At 30.6% G+C, this 20,762-nt stretch carries 12 protein-coding genes; 6 read left to right on the forward strand and 6 right to left on the reverse strand.

Annotation, left to right across the window (positions count from 1 at the left end):
- The first annotated feature begins 32 nt into the window (after positions 1-32).
- Genes ABXT64_RS02355 through ABXT64_RS02365 form a run of 3 tightly spaced genes read left to right on the forward strand, consistent with a single transcriptional unit; the run spans position 33 to position 5,847 of the window.
- Positions 33-3,122 (forward strand): hypothetical protein, encoded by a 3,090-nt coding sequence (locus ABXT64_RS02355; RefSeq protein WP_443633783.1) that lies wholly within the window; start codon positions 33-35, stop codon positions 3,120-3,122.
- On the forward strand, positions 3,122-4,339 hold the full coding sequence (locus ABXT64_RS02360) for a hypothetical protein (RefSeq protein ID WP_443633784.1): 1,218 nt from the start codon (positions 3,122-3,124) through the stop codon (positions 4,337-4,339). The genes ABXT64_RS02355 and ABXT64_RS02360 overlap by 1 nt, the downstream gene beginning before the upstream one ends.
- Positions 4,333-5,847 carry a cellulase family glycosylhydrolase gene (locus tag ABXT64_RS02365; protein ID WP_443633785.1) on the forward strand — a complete coding sequence of 505 codons (1,515 nt, stop codon included), beginning with the start codon at positions 4,333-4,335 and terminating at the stop codon, positions 5,845-5,847. Before ABXT64_RS02360 ends, ABXT64_RS02365 begins: the two co-directional genes overlap by 7 nt.
- Here the strand turns inward: ABXT64_RS02365 and ABXT64_RS02370 are convergent.
- The 3 genes from ABXT64_RS02370 to ABXT64_RS02380 are packed head-to-tail and all read right to left on the reverse strand — an operon-like array spanning position 5,837 to position 8,720.
- Positions 5,837-7,060 (reverse strand): glycosyltransferase, encoded by a 1,224-nt coding sequence (locus ABXT64_RS02370; protein WP_443633786.1) that lies wholly within the window; start codon positions 7,058-7,060, stop codon positions 5,837-5,839. The two genes, ABXT64_RS02365 and ABXT64_RS02370, sit on opposite strands and share 11 nt — an antisense overlap.
- A 59-nt stretch (positions 7,061-7,119) precedes the next feature.
- Positions 7,120-8,418 (reverse strand): oligosaccharide flippase family protein, encoded by a 1,299-nt coding sequence (locus ABXT64_RS02375; RefSeq protein WP_443633787.1) that lies wholly within the window; start codon positions 8,416-8,418, stop codon positions 7,120-7,122.
- 23 nt (positions 8,419-8,441) lie between these two features.
- Positions 8,442-8,720, reverse strand: coding sequence for a hypothetical protein (locus tag ABXT64_RS02380; protein WP_443633788.1), 279 nt, complete (start codon positions 8,718-8,720; stop codon positions 8,442-8,444).
- A gap of 151 nt (positions 8,721-8,871) precedes the next feature.
- Between ABXT64_RS02380 and ABXT64_RS02385 the strand changes: the two genes are divergently transcribed.
- Entirely contained in the window at positions 8,872-10,932 is a 2,061-nt protein-coding gene (locus tag ABXT64_RS02385) for a tetratricopeptide repeat protein (RefSeq protein WP_443633789.1), read from the forward strand.
- A gap of 229 nt (positions 10,933-11,161) precedes the next feature.
- Here ABXT64_RS02385 and ABXT64_RS02390 read toward each other — a convergent pair whose 3' ends face one another.
- Entirely contained in the window at positions 11,162-14,365 is a 3,204-nt protein-coding gene (locus ABXT64_RS02390) for an ice-binding family protein (RefSeq protein ID WP_443633790.1), read from the reverse strand.
- A gap of 687 nt (positions 14,366-15,052) precedes the next feature.
- Here ABXT64_RS02390 and ABXT64_RS02395 point away from each other — a divergent pair.
- On the forward strand, positions 15,053-18,268 hold the full coding sequence (locus tag ABXT64_RS02395; protein ID WP_443633791.1) for a PAS domain S-box protein: 3,216 nt from the start codon (positions 15,053-15,055) through the stop codon (positions 18,266-18,268).
- Positions 18,261-19,391, forward strand: a complete 1,131-nt coding sequence (locus tag ABXT64_RS02400; RefSeq protein WP_443633792.1) for a sensor histidine kinase — start codon at positions 18,261-18,263, stop codon at positions 19,389-19,391. The genes ABXT64_RS02395 and ABXT64_RS02400 overlap by 8 nt, the downstream gene beginning before the upstream one ends.
- A gap of 347 nt (positions 19,392-19,738) precedes the next feature.
- Here the strand turns inward: ABXT64_RS02400 and ABXT64_RS02405 are convergent, their stop codons facing one another.
- Positions 19,739-20,437 carry a LytR/AlgR family response regulator transcription factor gene (locus ABXT64_RS02405; RefSeq protein WP_443633793.1) on the reverse strand — a complete coding sequence of 233 codons (699 nt, stop codon included), beginning with the start codon at positions 20,435-20,437 and terminating at the stop codon, positions 19,739-19,741.
- A gap of 5 nt (positions 20,438-20,442) precedes the next feature.
- Positions 20,443-20,760: an Hpt domain-containing protein gene (locus ABXT64_RS02410; RefSeq protein ID WP_443633794.1), complete on the reverse strand. Its 318-nt coding sequence runs from the start codon at positions 20,758-20,760 to the stop codon at positions 20,443-20,445.
- Positions 20,761-20,762 lie beyond the last annotated feature (2 nt).

Here is a 20,762-nt window from a genome sequence, read left to right on the forward strand (position 1 = left end):
TATATTTATACTATTGATATCATGAAGAATAAATGAATGAAACTTCAAATAAACATTTAATTATAGCGATACTTTTAGGATTAGCTTTTCATGGCGCTTCTATTTTTTTTACCTTAGAAACTACGTATGATGCATTAATACATGTATTTTTTGCTGATCATTATGTAAATAGTTGGTTTGAACCATGGAATTACGAATGGTATACTGGATTTACTGTAATGAGTTACCCGCCATTAGTACATCAATCTATTGGATTATTATCTATGATTGGTGGTTTAAAATTTGGCTTATTTACCGTTGCACTTTTATCAATATTACTTTTTATAACAGGTGTTTATCGTTTTTCTTTATTAATTACATCAAACAGAACTGTTGCAGGTTATGCTTCTATACTGGCTATATTTTCATCTTCTTTTGTAGAAACACTTCATATATTTGGTCAACTCCCAAGTATTATAGGAATTTCCGTTTTATTGCATGCATTACCTGAAATCTATTTATGGCTAAAAACGGGGAAACTCTGGTATTTCGCAACCTCTTTATCTTTAGTTGCCGTTACAGTTACTTCTCACCATGTTACATCAATATTCGGGATGGTATTTTTTATCTTTCCATTAATAGGAATGGTTGTTTTTGATATTTCTAGTGAGCAAGTAAAGTCAATTAAAGAAGTTACGTTTAAACTCTTTTTAAATAATTTTATTAAACTCTTTAAAAGGATTATTTCTTTTGGAATATCCTCTTTGGTTATTATAATTGGTTGCATTCTTCCCTATTGGATTAATTCTAAAAATAATCCAATAACACAAGTTCCAATTCCGCACGGGTCACGTGATAATTTTTTAGAGATTACATCTTCTGGACTCGTATTCTTTTTAATTCCCTGGGGAATATTACTCATTCTATTGCCTTACATATTTTATAGATATTATAGTAAACGCTATATCTTTTTTGGTTTATCTATAACCATACTAACCATTCTAGGAACAGGAGGAACAACACCTATCCCAAGAATGATTTTAGGTGAAACAGCATTTAATATTCTTACGTTAGATAGATTTACTCTTTGGGCTTCTATTATGTCTTTACCATTATTAGGTGAATTTGCATATCGTTTTATTGAAGGGGATTTAAAAGCACTCATTCAGTCAAAATTTGGTGCTATTTACCATCGGATTATTGGAGGGGTACTTGCGGGATTATTTATATTTATGACTATTTTCACTATGAGTCTTGGGTATTTTAGGCCACTACAACCACAGAAAATAAAGATGCTGCCTATTGTTAATTTTCTAAATCAGGATGATCATGATAAATGGCGTTTCTTAACTTTAGGGTTTGGTGACCAAATGGCATGGCTAAGCGCACAAACGAATGCAATGACTGTAGATGGTAATTACCATTCTGCAAGAAGATTACCAGAACTAACGACTAGACCCATTGAACGCTTGGAGAATTCGAAGTTTAAAGGTGTTGCAGGGATTGGTTCATTACAGCAATTTTTAACAACACCAGAGAAATACAACCTTAAGTATATTTTTTCAAACGATAAATTTTATGATCCTATTCTCTATTTCTCTGGTTGGCAAAGATTACTGCAATTACAAAATGGAATTATGGTTTGGGAGCGATTAAATATAGCTCCAATTTCTTCAATTTTATATAAAGATGATGTCGCTAAATGGCAAAAAATTATTTGGGGAATTTTGCCTTTCTTAACAGTATTAATAGCATTCATTTTAAACATTCAAATGCTATTGGTTAACGCATTGAAAACAAGACCTAAAAAAACTCCTACGTTTTTAAAGCATTCAAATAATTATTCTAAGTTCTCAAATTCTATTCTAAAAATTACACATTTTTGGTCAATTATTTTAATGTCTATTGTCTTTTATAGTATATATCAATTCTATTTAAAAAATGATTCACAACGAATTCCAGAAAATGTAATAGTTGCATACTATGATGCTTTAGACTTTAAAGAATTTGAAAAAGCATATAGTTTAATTGATCCTCAAAGTAATATTTCAATTGCTCAATATATGCTTGAAATTGCGGTTACAGATGGCTTATTTAGTAGCTATGCAAAACTTGATGCAATTGAAACAGTTATCACAAATAGGACTGATAGCCTGGCAACTGCAAGAATAACAACAGATTGGATTACTCCTCTTGAGAAAATTAATCGTGTGGATTATAAATCATTATCAAAACATAATAATAAATGGTACATTCTACCTGATGGTTTGGATACAGATTTACCTCCAGACCAACTTTATTCAACGAATAATACTAGCTTTTTTAATCAAGGAAGAAGAAGAATAACAACTGAGCAAACTCATCATGAAGATGTATTAAAGCAACCAGTTTTAGAAGTGCTCTCAGCCAAACTTGTAAAATATAAGGGCCATTATGCAATTATTGGCGAAGTCCAAAATATAGATAATGTACCTGCTGATGTTGTACTAAAAGGCACATTATACAATGATGATAATAAATCGCTAGCAGTATACAATGCTAAATATCATGTAAAGCACAAGTTGTTGCCAAAAGAGTCAAGTTCTTTTAGAATTAATTTTGAAGGTATCGCATGGTCAAAAACTCAGGATTCTATTCCAGATACATTTAATCCAGATGAATTTACACCTGTAGGTTTAGATGAACAACCCACAAAATTTAATTTGCAAGTAGCTGGAAATGTATCAGGATCTGATTTATATAAAAACATAGCAATCAGTGAATTAAATATTAATGGCAAAATTATTAATGGCAATTTATTTAATAGCGGAATCCAAGAAATTACAGTTCCACAACTTTTAATTTCATATTATGATGAAAGCAAAACAATACTTTGGGTAGATCATTTATTTATAAAAGAAGGGATAAGACAACAGCGTAAAAAAGGTTTTGAATATGCACTTTTGAAAGATGGTAACGTAAAAATTATTAATGATGGAATGGAGAATGTTTTTGTTAATGGTCTCCCTAACGAACCTATTTCAAATAAAATAATACCTAATAGAATTGAAAATCATACCAATGCTGAGTTACAAAAAATTGAGCATCCAGATTTTAGTTATATAAAAATTGAAACAAACTCATACATTAGTAATCCAAATTAATGCAGATTAAATATACATACATACCTCTTTTAGCGCTGATTTTATTATCATCATTTACGCTCATACAAAATAGTGAACTCACTCCAAATTTTACTTTGGAAACAAGTCAAACAGAATTTGAAGCAGGAAGTCCTATTGTATTAAAATTCTCAACTTCAAGAGAAACAGCACCTCTTTTATATTGTTCAAGCAGTTATGGTTCTACGTTAATAGTTCCTACATATAATAGCAAAATACTTATATATAAAATACCTTTTAGTATAAGCAGCAAAATTGGACTCGTAAATTGGAAACTAATTTATGAAGATTCATTAGTATCTGGCAAATTTCAAATACGCCCAAAAAAAGAAGTTTCATCGATGGAAACATACATTGGGCCACCAAGTATTGAAGCTGGAGGAACAGACTATACAATGTTAGTTGTTATCCCAACAGATTCCTTAGACAATCCCTTTCCTGAGAACACACTTGTGCTCGCAAAGCATCAGTTTTTAAATTCAGAAAAAAATGAAGAGATATTTACTAAAAATTTAATCTCTTATAAAAATATTTATTCTCAAAAAGAAAGTGGTCGCATATTAGTCTCTTCCGAATCATTGGGCACTAATTCTAAAGAATTTTCAGTTACTGTTTTTCCAGCAATTCCAATCGATTTTAAAATTTATGCTACGCGTCCCCATGGCTATGCAGATGGCAATCAGGTAACAACATTTTCTACTTCTATTATAGTTGATAAAGACAACAATATTGTTAGTGATGCCACCTATGTTACTTTTTTTATTAGCAATGCAAAAGGGAATGTTTTAAAAACTTCAGGTGCTACTATTAATGGAGTTGCTACTTCTAAAATGATTCATCCCGATTATGAAACTCAATGGAGTGTGAAAGCATATGTTGATGGAATCGCTGAAAGCGAATTAATTATTTTGAGGTACAAGCAGGTTATTAAAGACTTTGACGTTGTATTTTTAGAAAACAATAGAGATATAACTGTTGGCCCTCTACAAAGTTTTATGAAGCAAATAATTCCAGATGGACTTCAGGTCAAACTTTTAATTTATAAAAACAAGACACTTTTTAAAACTGAAACTAAAACTTCGTTTGAAGGATTGGTGTATTTTAATTTAAAACCAGATATCTATAAAAATGACAATTATACTATAGTAGTTAAAACTGCAGGTTTAGAAAAAACATTTAATTCTAAAATACTATGGTAAACCTAAATAAAAATATAATCCGTAGCATACTAATTGCTTCATACATTCTAATTATTGTAATTATTATTTCGGGTATTAGTTCATTATTTGCCTATTTAAATACTGGAGCAGATAGAAGCAGTATGCTACATACTAAACTAGAAAAAATAGAGCAATATATTCCTGAAGTTACTTGGGCGCCATTAAATAATGAAGGCAGACCAATGGATGAATTGATTTTAAATAAAATAGAAAATGATTATTTAGATGCATGGTATGTAAAACATGTGGCTTATAAAACAAATACAACGCTAGGTATTAAAGACTATTATACAGATAATGCTCGTAATAATATTTTTGCTTTTATAGCATTAAATAGTAAAGAAAAGGTTACTGTCGAATCTACAACTTTAAATCACCATCCAACACTAGAATTTTTTAGTGAAGATGGTCAATTAGCAGTGATTACCGATAAAGATGTTATAGAATATAAACGTGTTTTTAAAGACGGAAAACTGATTTTAGAAACTAAAGAAAAATCTACCTATAAAATTATATTTTTATTAGAAGATGGTTTTTGGAGAATTAGACATTTTGTTAAGGAAAAAAGTGAAAATTTTAAATTCGAACCTAATCTAAGAGTAGCAAAACATCTAAACATAAAAGGAATTAATTATTATCCTCAAGCAACTCCTTGGGATATGTTTGGAGATGCTTTTTTAAAAAGCACTATTTTTAATGATTTTAAAATCATAAAAAATAGCGGCTTAAATTCTATTCGTGTTTTTGTACAATACGATGATTTTGGTAAGGCTGATATTGACAAAGAAAAACTAGAAAAATTAAGGCTAACATTAGATGCTGCTGAAGAGAATGGTTTAAAAGTTGTTATAACTCTTTTTGATTTTTATGGTGATTATTCAGTTTTGAACTGGACATTGAATATGCATCATGCAAAAACAATTATATCTGGATTAAAAGACCATAAAGCAATTATTGCTTGGGATATTAAAAATGAGCCAAACTTAGATTTTGACTCAAGAGGAAAAGTCAATGTTATTTCATGGCTTGACAATATGATTGATTTAGTTAAATCCATAGACCCTAATCATGCTGTAACTATTGGTTGGTCTAATGTGCAAAGTGCATCTATTTTAAAAGATAAAGTAGACTTTGTATCGTTTCATTATTATGAAGACATAGAAACCTTAGACTTAGCAGTTAAAAACCTTAAAAAAGAAGTAGGTGAAAAACCTATAGTTCTTCAAGAATTTGGTATGTCTTCCTATAGTGGTATTTGGAAGCCTTTTGGTAGTTCGGAAAAAGATCAAGCAAACTATCATACAAAAGCCCAAGAAATAATTGCAGCAAATAACTTACAATTTATGTCTTGGACTTTATATGATTTTGAGATAGTACCAAAGGAAGTTGTAGGTAGTCTTCCCTGGCGTAAAAATCCTCAAAAACAATTTGGATTTATAGATATTAATGGGGCAAAAAAAGTCGCTTTTAAATTTATTAGTCAATAGTAACAGACTCTAATATAATTGTTTTCTGAGGCATATTTTTACTGCTAATTTGATTAAATTTATTTAAGTACATGTTAGTTATTTTTTCCATTGGATAAGCAGTTGCAGCTTTATAATTTGCTTTAGCAATATTTAGCCTATATGCTCCATTTGTCACTAAAACTTCAATTGCAAATGCTAAACTTTCAATACTATTGGGTTCAAAAAACTCCCCTTGGTACCCTTCGTCTTTAACTAATAAGGCTAAATCGCCTAAATCTGGCATTACAACAGCTTTTCCATAACTACCAGCCTGATGTAAGACGCCAGAACTTCCTGTTGTAGATGTGTATGGAAATACAACAATCGCACTTTCTTTGAATAGCTTAGATACATCGTGCTCTTCAACATAGCCAGTAAATCTTAATTGTGGCACATGTTTATAATCTTCTTGGACTCTTGCTAAGTAACCAGGTGCATTTGGATTGTCTGTTCCTGCAATAACAACTTCTAAATTTAATCCTGCTGTTTTTCTTACTTTTTCAACTGCTTCAATTAGGGATTCCACCTTTTTATAAGTGCCAAATTTCCCGAATGTCATAATCTGTAAAGGTCCATTTTTAATTGAAAAATCTGGTTTATCTTTTGAAACTTCAAATGTTCCATGTGGAATTAAAGAAACATTTTTAGCATTGTATTTTTTCTCTAAAACGTCAACATATTTTTGCATTGTTACGACAACGGTATCTGCTTGTAATATTATTTTTGTTAAGGTAGTCCCTATAAATCCATATACTTTTTGTAATAGTTTATTTGAAGTAAAACCGGCAGAACCTAAATCTACTTCTTCTAAGATATTATGCAATAACACAATATTTGGAATACGTTTAAATTTACAAACTATAGGCAGCAGTAAACCCAAAGCTGCGGCGATTTTCTTATCACCAAACTTCATAAATTGTAAGTTAAATAATACTGCATCTGGTTGTGTGTTATTAATCGCTTTTGTTACATTGATTATGTTTAAATAGCTGTTAAATTCCCAACATTCTTTAACTATTATTTTACAACCTTCTTCGATAAAAGTAATGTCTTTTTTACCCTCAGTCTTATCAGTTAATAATACTATTTCTGTGACACTCTTCTTTTGCCTAAAGTGCTTTACTAAGTGATATGCATATTCATTTAATGTTACCTTGCTAGGTGGGTATGCTGTTACGATTGCTAGTTTCATAAGTTTCGTTTTTATTATGTTACAAATTTGCGTTATAAAGCTTAGTGCAATTGAGAGTCTTATGTAAATTCGTTATGCCACTCCCAATCTTGTTCAGCTGAACATTTAACTTTTGTTAATTGCGTTTTAGAATCTAAAACGAAATAAACAATTTGGAAAACGAGTAAGAATATCATTGCAATAACTTGCATATGGACTACTTGCTCTAAACCTTCATGAAAGAAAATGACAAGCCCCATTTGAAGCATTCCAAAAACTCCCGAAAAGACTACAGGTATAAATCTATCTAATGATAAATAGTAATATGCAAATATGTTTGAGACAGCAAACAATCCAGTTGCTAAAGCATATTTCCATAGCAAGGGTGCCATTGCCATATAGCTTTTCCCAAACAATAGGGTAATTGCGGTTTCAGGAAACAGAGCACAACATAAAATAATAACGGAAGCTATAGTAGCTATGTAACCTACATATTTAAATAAAATTGGAGCGGTAGGCTTTCCTTCTTTTTTAAGTTGAACAACTGTTGGTAATAATAGCATAACAAACATCCAGGCAATAAAATATACGATACGACCAATTAAGGCTAATGAGGCATACAATCCTGCTTCGTATGATTCAAAATAATGTTTTACTAAAAGGATGTCACTATTATTAATTATAATTTGAGTGAATTCATAAAATGCTGTGATTATAAAAAAGTTTCTTACTAATTTTGAATGACTAGCTTCTATAACATAAGAGGTTTTAAAGTTTAAATTTTCAAACTTAAATGGGATTAATCCAAAACCAAAAGAGATTAAAATTCCAATAGCGATTACTAGTGATGATTGTATGTTAAATAGACAGATTAAACCTAATGTGATTAGTAATCTACTTAACATTTCAGTTTGATACGTAATTGATAGTAGCTTAAATGCTTTTTTTCCTTGAAAAACACCTCTATTTACACTCATTAAAAAATAGAGTGGCACCCCAATTCCAAAAACAACAAACATACTCGATGATGCAGTATTAAAGATTTCTTGTAATTGTTTTGAAAAGATAATAATTAAAGTCCCAAGACTAATTCCTACTATAATAGCATTTTTATAGACTTTTGAAATAAAACTTATAAATAAATTGTTTTCAAAAACAACCGAAAATTTAGCAGTCACTAATTGAAAACTCATCGCTAAAAAAGATAATACTAATAAAAATGTAATTAATACTGCGGCATCTGCAAATTGCTCTGGACCTAATAAACGTGCAAGAATAAGGTTATATAAATAATTTCCTCCATTTACAAACAAAACACTTAACATAAATAACTGCTCTTGAGAAATGCGTTTTCTTTTTAAAACTGAAACTATATACATCTTGATCTAATATTTAATTATTTCTAAGCAGCAAATTTTTTACTATTACGAGCATAGGTGTCTTTATACCCTTTTCTAATAATATATAATATGCTATTATTTTTTAAAGAAATAGCAATAAGTGTTTTTAACGCTTCAACTCCACTGGCATCGATTGCTTTTATTTTATCAATATTTATAGTTACACCTTTTAAAGTATTTATTAAATATTCAAAATGTATAATAAATGAGCGTGAAGTCTTTGTGTTTAAATTTCCGAATAATTCAAAAGTGCCGTTTTTTTCTAAAATTTGTAATGCCATAATAGTATATTTTTAATGATTATTGATTTGATTCCTAGTATAAATATCGTCTAGATATCTCTATATAACTTGTAGATTTCGATGAGAAGACTATTCCTATAGACAAATGATTAAATACGAATGCTTAACTTACACTATCTAAAAACTACTAATGAAAATTAAATCTTATCTATTACTGTTTTTCGCCTTTTATTCTTTTTCTGTGTTTTCACAAGATATGCAAGAAGGGTATACTTATTTAGAAACTGGGGAATACCTGCAAGCTGAAACTTTTTTTAAAACTATATTAGAAGGACAACCAGATAATAAGACTGCACGATTGTGTTATGGCCGGGCTATTGGACTAAACGGAAAATCAGAGGACGCTAAGGCGCTCTTTATCGATTTGTTAAAAGATTACCCTTCAGATTTTGAAGTGAAATTAAATTATGGAGAAGCTTTATTATGGAATAGTAACTTCCTAAAAGCCAAAACCTATTTTAAAGGATTGGTAGAGGAAGATCCTAAAAGTTTTCCTGCTTTATTAGGTTATGCAAACACACTGTCTAATTTAAAAGAATATGAAGTCGCTTTACTTTATATAAACAAAGCGTTAGGCGTTTTACCAGGAAATGCAAATGCATTAAACTCTAAAAAGTACATGTATTTAGGTTATGCCTACCAAAAACAACAAGCCCAACAGTATGATGAAGCTGAGGCTTTGTTAAAGGAGAACCTAACCCTTTTTAATAATGATAAAGACACCTTATTAAACTTAGCAAACTTGTATTTAATTGCCAATCGATTAGAAGATGCCAAAGCAACTTATAATTTGTTAGCAGAAAATCTTGACAATAAAGTAACAGCTTTAAATGGCTTAGCATTAGTATTACACCTAAATGGCAAGGATAAAAAGGCTTTAATTATAAGTCAAAAAGCGTATGATAGCATACCTATTCTAAAAAAATCATCAGATATAAAACAAACACAAGAGCGTTACATACAAGCATTAATATGGAATAAAAAATATAAACAGTCTGAAGAGTTAATAGATGCTTTAATAAAAGAACAACCAAATAAAAATTGGATTTTAGCTTTAGAGGCAACTTTAAATATTTACAAAAGTAATTTTAAAAATAGCCTAAAAGATTACAATCGAGTTTTAGTAAATGATAGCACCTCTTTTGATGGTAACTTAGGAAAAGCAAATGCCTTAAAAGCCTTAGGACATTATGATAATGCCTATAAATCTGCCGAAAAAACATTGTCCTTTTACGACAACCAAAAAGATGCATTAAACTTTATAAAAAACCTCAACACCTCCTTTACACCATTTCACGAAATTAAAGCTTCGTATACCTTTGATAATGGAGATAACAAAGCATTTGCTATTAATAATATGGTAGAAATTCCATTCTCAACTAAACTTAAATTATTAGGAAGCTATCATTACAGAACCACAGAGAATAATGTTACTAATAACAATGCTACTTCAAACAATATTAATAGCGGAATATCATATCAAATTTTGCCAAACGCAACTTTAAAAGGTACAGCAGGAATTATTTCTGTAAACTCTAAAAATAATAAGTATAATCAACTTTTAGCTAATCTTTCTCTTAACATAAAGCCATTTAAATTACAAACATTAGATTTAAATTATAAACGTGAAGTTCAAAATTTTAATGCTGAATTATTAGACCGAGAAATTGTAATGAATAACTTTTTTGTAAATTATAATATAAGTACTAATTTTAAATTAGGTTGGTTTACACAGTACTATTTTACTTCACAAAATGATGACAATATTAGAAACCTGTTTTTCACTTCTTTGTATTACAATATATTAAGTAAACCAAGTTTGAAAGCAGGATTAAATTATCAATACATCACATTTAAAAATCAAGTTCCAACTATTTATTTTAGTCCAGAAAAATTTAATGCAGGTGAGGTCTTTATTAACTTAATTAAAGATGAAGTAATAACTAAACCTAAGGAATGGTTTTATGAGTTAACTGCTGCTTTTGGATTGCAGTATATAGAAGATTACAATAGTCAAAGCACCTATAGAATTCAGGGTAAAGTAGGGTATAAATTTTCAGATCGTTGTTTAGCAAACCTATATGGAACGAATAGTAATATTGCGTCAGCAACAGCCGCCGGTTTTACATTTGCAGAAATTGGGTTTCGATTCAAATGGTATTTATTTAAAAAGCCCGTTTTTAGAAAGTAGATTAACTTGTATCCAAAAATTACTTAGTCAAATTTGCACTCAAACAATTTGAAATAAGATTGTAGAAACTTCAATAATTAAATGGGGTATAAACACCTAATACCCGACAGTTTAAAAACTATCGTTGTTTAGTTAATTATAATAACTAAACCTTTTACATTTTAAATTCTAATAAAAAACAAAAGGCAAAAGATTTCTCTTTTGCCTTTCTCCCTCACAATAAAATCATTTACTTAACTATTAACTTCAAGGGATGGTAATTAGTTATTGAGTTTTTTATCACACAGAAATATAAACCAGTCTTTAAATTTTGTCTATTAAGTATTAATTGGTTTTCACCTACAGTAGTTTGAAAATTGTTTTGCAACACTAATTTACCTAATTGATCATATACTAAAAATACGATATTTTCAGATTGATTTGAAGTAAAATGAATATTAGTATTCGATTTCATTGGATTTGGTACGGCATATAATTTATTAAAATCATTAGTAGTAGTGACTTCATTATTTTCTACTGAAAATCTAATATCTTCTATGGTCATTTCTTTTGTAACCAATTCTCCATTTTCAGAAATCATAGTAAACACAATAGTAACTAAATCATCTAATACTAATTCAGGTCCTAGTGGAGAATGAAAATTTGAAAAAGAAATATGGAAATCTTGAATTTCATCAGTTAATTCAATCGTAGCTTTATACTGATCTTCCCAATTAAGGATACTCTTTTTAACAAATGTTATTTGTAAGCTCCCTGTCCCTTTTGCATTTAGTTTAAGACTATTAAAATCTGATAAATTGACTGGATTAAATCTAGGTGTTAATGCTCTGTATACTGCAACATATTCACTTGTTATTGCTGTTATAGATACATTTCTTTCAACTGGAAACTCATCAGTTTCAAAAATGGTTTCATTAGGTTCAATTACAAAAGTATTAATATTCGAACTTAAAGCAGAGTCATCATATCCCCAGGGTCCATCAGACATAAATAAATCATCTGGTGTAGCTAAACCATCACTAATTCTAAAACCAATGTCAAATAAATTTCCTGTCGGCAACTCTAAATCGATTATATAATCTTCATTTAAATTAATTGTAGAAGCTATATTTTCAATTCCACTTGTTTCAGTTTTTCTAAATCCAGCCTCAAAAGAAATTGTTTCAGTTGCATTAGTATTAACAATTTGCAACTTTAACTTTCCATTAAAATACCTTCCTTTTCTAACAAAAACGGTTGGAGGACTTGAAGTATTATAATCAGAAATTGGTTTTTCAATATCTAATAAATTAAGAACCTCTTCTCCTAATAATAATAAATCATCTATTGAATTTGACCAAATTTGAAAATTATAAAAGGTAACGTCTTCTTCATATTGGTCTATATTCCAATGACTTTCAATAGAAAAATTTTCCTCGATATTTGTACTTTTTGCCGAAAGGCTTAACACAAACTCAATAGAATTATTTGTGTTTCTAATGATAGATTTAATAAAACTATATCCATTTATTTCTATAGTCGAAACAGAAATTAGTTCGGCTCCTAATAATCGATCACAAATATATTTTGTATGTTCATAAACACCATCTTCAGTTTTTAAAGCTAAAATAGAAGCTATAGATTCTTCATTTTTAATATAATCAACAGAATATACGTCTACTGCATTAGTGATTCCTAATAAATCTATAGGAGTGGAATCGATAACATAATCTTCATTAATAACTGCGAGCGGAATGAAGTTTTCCAATTGAAAATTTGAATTTGGACTTCTTTGCGCATAATTTGATGGTTTTGTGACTCTTCTAGCAACACCTCTATCAAATCTATAATTAATTTTTGCTCGATTATAATTTCTTTGACTAACTTTATTAGACAGTCGATTGTTACTTTCTAAACCTCCATCATTACCTCCAGAAGTATTTGAGGTTATGGGGCAACTCCCAATCCCTGAGCAGGCCGGGTCATCGCAATCAATTAAACCATCACCATCATCATCGATACCATTATCCCAAATTTCTTGAGCAACAGTAGCTGTTGGACAACGCGCTCCATCGCTACTTGAACTTGAATCTCCATATGCAAATAGGTTAGAATCAATAGTGCTGGAACCATCTAGGTCTTGAACACTTTGTATGACAAATATAGTCCCTATTTCACTTGCTGAGACGTAAAAACGACCATCTACATCAAAATAAACTGCATCATAGGTATAGGTTAATCCTGATAAGATGGGTACTTCACCTATCGTTTCCACGTTTCCGTTTGAAGGATCAATGCGGTATAAAATATTTGAGTTTTTTTCTACTGCATATAAATTTCCATCAACAGTATTAAAAGCCCAATCGTCTATACTTAAGTTTTGAGATAAATTTTCTGTTGATTGGTGTTGAGCGAAATTTACTGAATTAGGATCAACGTCTATTTTATAATATGTAGTACCTGCTTCTTTTAAATAATAGACACCATCTGTACTTACATCTCCAATAGTTCTATCACTACTTGCTAATTCATCTATATAGAAATTAATTGTGTTGAAATTTTTACCAATACGTACTATCGTTTTTTCTGGTGAACTTAAAGACCCCCAAATATATCCGTCTGTTGGATTGTATCCTGTTGCATTTATGTTTCCTGTAGTAATATCTGTTGCAGTTTCATAAGAATTTCCTGATGCTAAATCTAAAGCATATACATCGTTGTCCTGAAATAGATAAGCACTTAAATCGCAATTAAAGGGAGTATTATATGATGGAATTGTCGCAACGGTTCCACTAATTGCGATCGCGCCAATAGTAGCATAAAATCTTCCATCTAGATTTCCGCCGGCTCCCAATGAAACTGCTCCTGGATACCCTATAAACGTACCAGCTACAGTAGCATTTGCTCCCAAACCTATTTCGCCAACGGCAATCCAAAAAACATTTTCTGACGAGGCACCATTAACCAAAATAATTTCTGAGCCAGCAACTGAAGAAAGCGCTCCTCCAATTTTAAAAACAAACATAGCATCAGGATCTCCCTGTGCGTCTAAAATTAGCGTCCCAATAATAGAGGTAGCTGCTCCAGTAGAATAAACGCCTGGATAAATAGTCTCCCCAGCTACATCTCCAAAAATCGTACTATGATCTCCTATTGTTACTGGTGTATTTTGAATTTGAACGCACGCCGCTGCTAAATCAATAGCGGCTTGTGCAGTAATTGAATTGGCATTTTCTATAGTTCCGTTTAAAACTGTAGGTGCTCCAAAACCAGATATCGCCCCTACATTAGCTCCAACATCACCAGTAATTGTAGAAGTTCCGGTATTGGCAACTGCTCCAGATCCTGAAAACAGTATAAAATTAGCTGCCGTACCAAAATAAAAATCTGTATTTTGAGCTGCCGTATTAAAACTACAGGCGATGATAACGATTGAGAAAATTATTTTTTTCATGGTTTTTATTTTCAACATATGTTAAAATTAAAAATCTTTAGGCTAACTTATTTTAAAATTCGATAAGTGTAATTATTTGTTAGTTAGAAGGGTAGTTATTGTAGACGAATAACATTTATAATAAATTAAGTCGCTTCATTAACACTTAGTATACCTATCAAACTACAATTTTGACCTGTCCTGAAATATATACACTAAACAACAAGCATCTTTATAAAAATAACAGAGTAACCAGGTGTTACAACGAACCTTTCAAATTAAAAATTTTAGCCGAACTTAGTATAGGAAAATATACTAAGAGTCAATTAGGAAAAACTATAGTATTGCTCCAACAACCATTAATGAATGGATTATAAAGCAAGAATGTAAAGTCTATAGGAATACTAAAATCTGTTAGAAACCAAAGATAAAGTTACTATAAATATAGGTCTATTTAACATCAAGAAGTTCCCACTCGGCTATGCTAAACTGCTATCCATCGAAATATATACTAGAAGGACTCTTATGGAAGTAAGTTTATACTACAAGTTTAATTTTGGTGAATTCATAGACAATTAATCTTTGTCATTGCTTAGGTCTTTTGTTTAAAGTTAGGTTAAAAAAAATGAGTTATAACAGTGCGAGCGATAAGTAAATGAACAGCTAAAAACAAAAGCGCACTAGACTTAATTTAAAAATCATGAAACTATGAGTAAACCTTCGTATAAAGAATTGGAAAAGGAGCTCATTGCATTAAAAAAAAATGCCCTTGGAGCTTCACAAGAACTACTATATAAAAAGTTCTTTGATAATATGGCAGACATGGTTGATGTTATAGAACTAATTTATGACAAGAATGGACAACCCATCGATTTCTATATTAGGGTAATAAATATTGCTTTCGCAAATTTTTTTGGCAAAACCCAAGAACAATTAATAAATAAAAAAATATCATCAATTATTGATGTTATAGAAGACCATTGGTTCACTTCTTTTGCTAGTGTTGATAGGACAGGAGAAGAAATTAGGTTTAAGAGTTATGGCGCAGCATATGATAAGTTTTATCACGTTACCGCATGGAAATTTTCCGAAAATAGAGTTGGTATTTCCATGACAGACATTACTGAAACTGAAAAGGCTAAAATTAAATTAAAAAAAAATCTTGAAAAAGAAAAAAAAGTACGAACTAAAACTGAGGGTTTACTTAAAGAAAAGAGAGTCGAATTACATGAAACTATTTATAATTTAAATAGTGCTAATGAAGAACTTTCTTCTCAAAACGTTTTGAAGGATAAGCGAACAAATGAGTTGGCCGCTGTTAAAGTTGAATTGGAACAACAAAATAGTTGTTTAAATAAAGCGGCTATTGTTTCTGAAACTGATGCTGACTTTAATATTACATTGGTCAACGACAACTTTTGTGAACTTTACGGATACCATAGAGAAGAATTAATAGGTAAAAATCACAGAATATTAAAGAGCGGAAAACAGCCTGACGCCTTTTTTACTGATATGATCTCAACTATTCGTTCTGGGAAAGTGTTTAAAGGTAAAGTGTTGAATAAGAAAAAAGGAGGACAACTCTATTGGATGGACATAACCATTATGCCTTTTAAAGATCTAAATGGGAAAATAATTAAACATGTCGCTATTATGTTTAATATCAACGCCCAAACTGCACAAAAAGAAGTCCTCTTAAAACAAGCAGATGAACTAGCAACTGCTAATACCGAACTTGCCGTTCATAATAAAGATAAAGATCACAGGGCAGATGATTTATTTCTAGCCAACAAAGAGAAACAAAAACGAGCAGACGAATTAGCCATTGCAAATAAAGAACTTGCTTTCCAGAACAGTGAAAAACAAAAACGAGCAGATGAATTAGCCATTGCAAATAAAGAACTTACCTTTCAAAACGACGAAAAACAAAAACGAGCAGACGAATTAGCGATCGCTAATACCGAACTTGCCTTTCAAAACGACGAAAAACAAAAACGAGCAGATGAATTAGCCATTGCTAATACCGAACTTGCTTTTCAAAATGACGAAAAACAAAAACGAGCAGACGAATTAGCCATTGCAAATAAAGAACTTGCTTTTCAAAATGACGAAAAACAAAAACGAGCAGACGAATTAGCGATCGCTAATACCGAACTTACCTTTCAAAACGACGAAAAACAAAAACGAGCAGATGAATTAGCGGTCGCTAATACCGAACTTGCCTTTCAGAATAAAGAGAAAGATAACAGGGCAGATGAGTTAATTCTAGCCAACAAAGAGAAAGGAAAACGAGCAGATGAATTAGTCCTGGCTAATAAAGAGAAAGAAAAACGTGCAAATGAATTAATCCTTGCTAACAAAGAACTTGTCTTTCAAACTGAACTTGATGTTTACCGTTCTGAAATGGAAAATGTAGCGCATGATTTAACATTATTAATTGATACTGCTAATGCTCCTATTTTTGGTATTGATAATAAAGGACTTGTTAACGAGTGGAACCAGACTTCTGAAAGTATTACTGGATTTACAAAAGACGAAGTATTAGGAAAAGATCTGGTACAAACCTACATCACCGAGGATTACAGAGAGTCGGTAAAAAAAGTATTGGACGATGCTTTGCTTGGTAAAGAAACTGCCAATTATGAATTTCCGCTATTTTCCAAAGATGGACAGCGTGTAATGGTATTACTAAATTCAAGTACACGTCGTGATGCTAAAGGGGAAATCACGGGTGTATTAGGTGTGGGTCAGGATATTTCGGAAATAGATAAACTACGAACGGCATCAGAATCCATTGCCAAAGAGTTAAGGCAGTTTATTGAAACCGCAAACGCTCCTATTTTTGGTATCGACAGTAAAGGACTTGTTAACGAGTGGAACCAGGCTTCTGAAAAAATTACTGGATTTACAAAAGATGAAGTTTTAGAAAAAGGTTTGGTGCAAACCTATATCACCGAAGATTTCAGAGAGTCGGTAAAAAAAGTATTGGATGATGCTTTGCTTGGTCAAGAAACTGCCAACTATGAATTTCCGCTATTCACAAAAAATGGAAAGCGTGTAATGGTGTTATTAAATTCAAGTACCCGACGTGACATCAATGGGGAAATTATTGGGGTATTAGGAGTAGGACAAGATATCACTGAGTTGGCTGGTTATCGTAACGAGTTAGAATTGAAGGTAAATGAAAGAACCTTAAAATTAAACCAAGCATTAGAAAAGCAAAAAGAATTAAACGAATTAAAGTCGAGATTCGTTTCAACGGCATCTCATGAATTTAGAACTCCGTTATCATCAATTAATTTTGCTGCAGGCTCTATTAAAAAATACTGGGCTAAAATGGAGCCAATTATCATACAAAAAAAACTAGACAAAATAGAAGATCAGGTTTTGCATATGACAAAACTATTAGACGATATTTTAATTGTTGGTAAGGCTGAAGCAGGTAAAATTATACAAACCCCTGTAAAAATAAATCTTGGAGACTTTATACATGAAATAATTGAAGAAGTCTCTAGTGCCATTAAAAAATCACACGATATAGCACTAATTGATACCGAAAATCTAAAAACCACTGATATTCTTATTGATGAAAAATTGGGCAGAAATATTTTTATCAATCTAATTGGTAACGCTGTAAAGTATTCTCCAAATTCTAAAAATATTACTGTTGCATTGTCCTCCGAAAAAGAGTACACCGTTATTACGATAACAGATTATGGAATAGGAATTTCCAAATCAGAGCTTAAAAATATTTTTAAGCCTTTTTCTCGAGGAAAAAACGTTGATTTAATTCAGGGAACAGGTCTTGGTTTAACAATTGCAAAAGACGCAATAGATATAATGGGAGGACAAATAATTGTCAATAGTGCTATTGGAAATGGAACATCCTTTATTGTAAAACTTTTAAATAAGCAACATGTATAAAGTATTAATTGTAGAAGACACCTTAGCTATAAGGGAGGAAATTCATGATATTCTGTTCATGGAGGGTTATGAGGTTTTTCAGGCCGAAAACGGATTAATTGGTTTTGAAATCGCTTTGATAGAGCAACCAGATCTTATTATTTCAGATATACTTATGCCAGGCCTTAGCGGTTTTGAGATGTTTGAAAAGCTAGAAGCGAATAAGAAAACAGCAAGCATTCCATTAATCTTTCTTTCAGCAAAAGCGGAAAGGGTAGATATTAGAAATGGAATGAATTTAGGGGCTGAAGATTATTTAACGAAACCGTTAAATATAAACGATTTGTTGATTGCTGTTGAGCATAAAATCAAGAAAAAGTTATTAATAGATCAAAATATTATCGCTAAAACTGAAGCATTAACTGTGATTCTTCAAAACCAGAAAAATGAACTAGATAATTATTCTCATTTAATTTCACATGAATTAAAATCTTCATTAAGAAATATTTCAGATCTATTAACTTGGTCTCAAGAGGATCTAGATGAAACTGGTAGTTTTCAAGATTCTACTATTAACTTTCAACTGATGGAAGAAAAAGTAGAAAAAATGGACTTGTTGTTAGTAAAACTAGAACAATATAACAATATCACGTCTGCTAATTTTAAAAGTAACTATGTAAACCTCAATATGATTGCAAAACGGGTCATAAAGCAAATAAATAAACCCCCGTTTATTACTATTAAAATAAAAAATGAATTACCTACCCTTTTTGCCGATGGAAATATGATAGAAAAGGTATTTGAGATTTTAATAGGGAATGCTATAGCTCATGTTGATAAGGAAAATGGTATCATTGAAATAGGGTGTAAAACAACGCAAAAAGACTATATTTTTTCAATCAAAGATAATGGGGTTGGAGTAGATGAAAAATACCATAAGAAAATATTCAAAATGTTTGAAGTAATCGAATCCCCTAAATCTGCAGGGATTGGATTAAGTATTTTTAAAAAAATTATTTCTCATTACAAGGGACAAGTATCCTTAAAAAGTACTCCTAATGTAGAAACAACATTTTATTTTAATCTTCCAATTACCGAAGTATCTACTAAAAAAGTATTAATCAATTCGAAGAAAGAGGATTAACTATTTACAACAAAGTACTGTGAAGAAAAACAAGTAAAAATTCCTAGAATTGATAGAACTGATGCATTATTAGATAGTACCCTTAATTTTGTTTTAATTGAAGATGAACTGGAAAAGGAATTAAAGAGTGTACTGATTCAAGAAGTAATTCCATGATTTATATGTTAATATTTTAACTGAAAGGGAGGTTCTCTAGTTTCTAAATTTTAATTAGATCATCAGTCTTTTTTTAGAAGGAATGGAATTTTCTCAGTTTTGCATAATCGATATGCTAGGATACAGACAATTAAAAAACTATAGAGGGGTTTTTATTTTTCGGTCTTTACTAATTAAGCGTAGACGAAATGTTATAATAAATCCAAGCGTTTCATTAATTCTGGTCTTTTAGATCGACTTACAGGGATAACGTCTCTTTTTATGACAACAGTATTATCTTCTATATCAACAATTTTCTTAAGATTAATAATATAAGAACGGTGTACTTTTAAAAATAATGAATCCGGTAGTTTTTCTTCTATCTTTTTTAGTGTAGAATGAACTACATAATTTCTTTCTTCTGTTTTTATATGGATATAATCACCTTTTGCTTCTACAATACAAATACTCTCTAAAGGTATTTTTATAAGACGCCTATCAATGTTAACATAAAAATCGTTTTTTACTTCTAAATCTAATTTTATTTCGTTTGGAGAAGTTTTATGTTTTTGAGCCTTTAGTATCGCTTTTTGGAATCTTGGTAACTCGATAGGTTTCAGTAAATAATCTACTATAAAATCGTACTCAAAAGCTTCGGTAGCAAACTGTGAATCTGAAGTTGTTAAAATTATTTTTGGTGGGTTTTTTAATGTTTTAATAAAATCTACACCATTAAAGTCTGGCATGTGAATGTCTAAAAAGATAAGGTCTATCTCATTCGCATTCAAAAACTTAATTGCTTGCATTGCGTTTGAAAACTCGCCAACAACTTTTAAAGACTTTATCTCATCGCAAAGAGTTTTAATAATAACTCTTGCCATTTGTTCATCATCCACGATAATACAATTCATAAGGTCTAAATAGTTTTCAAGTAATATGAAATAGCTGCTAAAATTTTATCAAAATCTTCAACTCTATCTAAATTAAGTTCTCTTAGATCATGTTCAAATTTATTGGCTATTTTATAATTCTCTTCAAGCCCCAAGATAATAATTTTATGTTTAAGTCTATGAACATTCTCTTCTATTTTTTTGTAGTCCTTATTTTTTAAACTTTTATAATAGTCTTCTTTTTCTTCAGGAAACTCATTTTTTATAATATCTATAAGCCTTTTCCTTAAAGATACATCTCCTCTTGCCAGCTTTTCTATATATTCTAAGTTGGGTTTTTCCATAA

It is taken from the genome of Candidatus Marifrigoribacter sp. Uisw_064 (genome assembly GCF_047730175.1).
GTDB lineage: Bacteria > Bacteroidota > Bacteroidia > Flavobacteriales > Flavobacteriaceae > Marifrigoribacter.

What these genes read in the sequence shown, in the direction of transcription:
- ABXT64_RS02355 (WP_443633783.1), top strand. Translation starts at nt 33, where the DNA reads ATGAATGAAACTTCAAATAAACATTTAATTATAGCGATACTTTTAGGA.
- ABXT64_RS02380 (WP_443633788.1), bottom strand. Translation starts at nt 8,720, where the DNA reads ATGGCATTACAAATTTTAGAAAAAAACGGCACTTTTGAATTATTCGGA.
- ABXT64_RS02395 (WP_443633791.1), top strand. Translation starts at nt 15,053, where the DNA reads ATGAGTAAACCTTCGTATAAAGAATTGGAAAAGGAGCTCATTGCATTA.
- ABXT64_RS02405 (WP_443633793.1), bottom strand. Translation starts at nt 20,437, where the DNA reads ATGAATTGTATTATCGTGGATGATGAACAAATGGCAAGAGTTATTATT.
- ABXT64_RS02410 (WP_443633794.1), bottom strand. Translation starts at nt 20,760, where the DNA reads ATGGAAAAACCCAACTTAGAATATATAGAAAAGCTGGCAAGAGGAGAT.
- ABXT64_RS02360 (WP_443633784.1), top strand. Translation starts at nt 3,122, where the DNA reads ATGCAGATTAAATATACATACATACCTCTTTTAGCGCTGATTTTATTA.
- ABXT64_RS02375 (WP_443633787.1), bottom strand. Translation starts at nt 8,418, where the DNA reads ATGTATATAGTTTCAGTTTTAAAAAGAAAACGCATTTCTCAAGAGCAG.
- ABXT64_RS02365 (WP_443633785.1), top strand. Translation starts at nt 4,333, where the DNA reads ATGGTAAACCTAAATAAAAATATAATCCGTAGCATACTAATTGCTTCA.
- ABXT64_RS02370 (WP_443633786.1), bottom strand. Translation starts at nt 7,060, where the DNA reads ATGAAACTAGCAATCGTAACAGCATACCCACCTAGCAAGGTAACATTA.
- ABXT64_RS02385 (WP_443633789.1), top strand. Translation starts at nt 8,872, where the DNA reads ATGAAAATTAAATCTTATCTATTACTGTTTTTCGCCTTTTATTCTTTT.
- ABXT64_RS02400 (WP_443633792.1), top strand. Translation starts at nt 18,261, where the DNA reads ATGTATAAAGTATTAATTGTAGAAGACACCTTAGCTATAAGGGAGGAA.
- ABXT64_RS02390 (WP_443633790.1), bottom strand. Translation starts at nt 14,365, where the DNA reads ATGAAAAAAATAATTTTCTCAATCGTTATCATCGCCTGTAGTTTTAAT.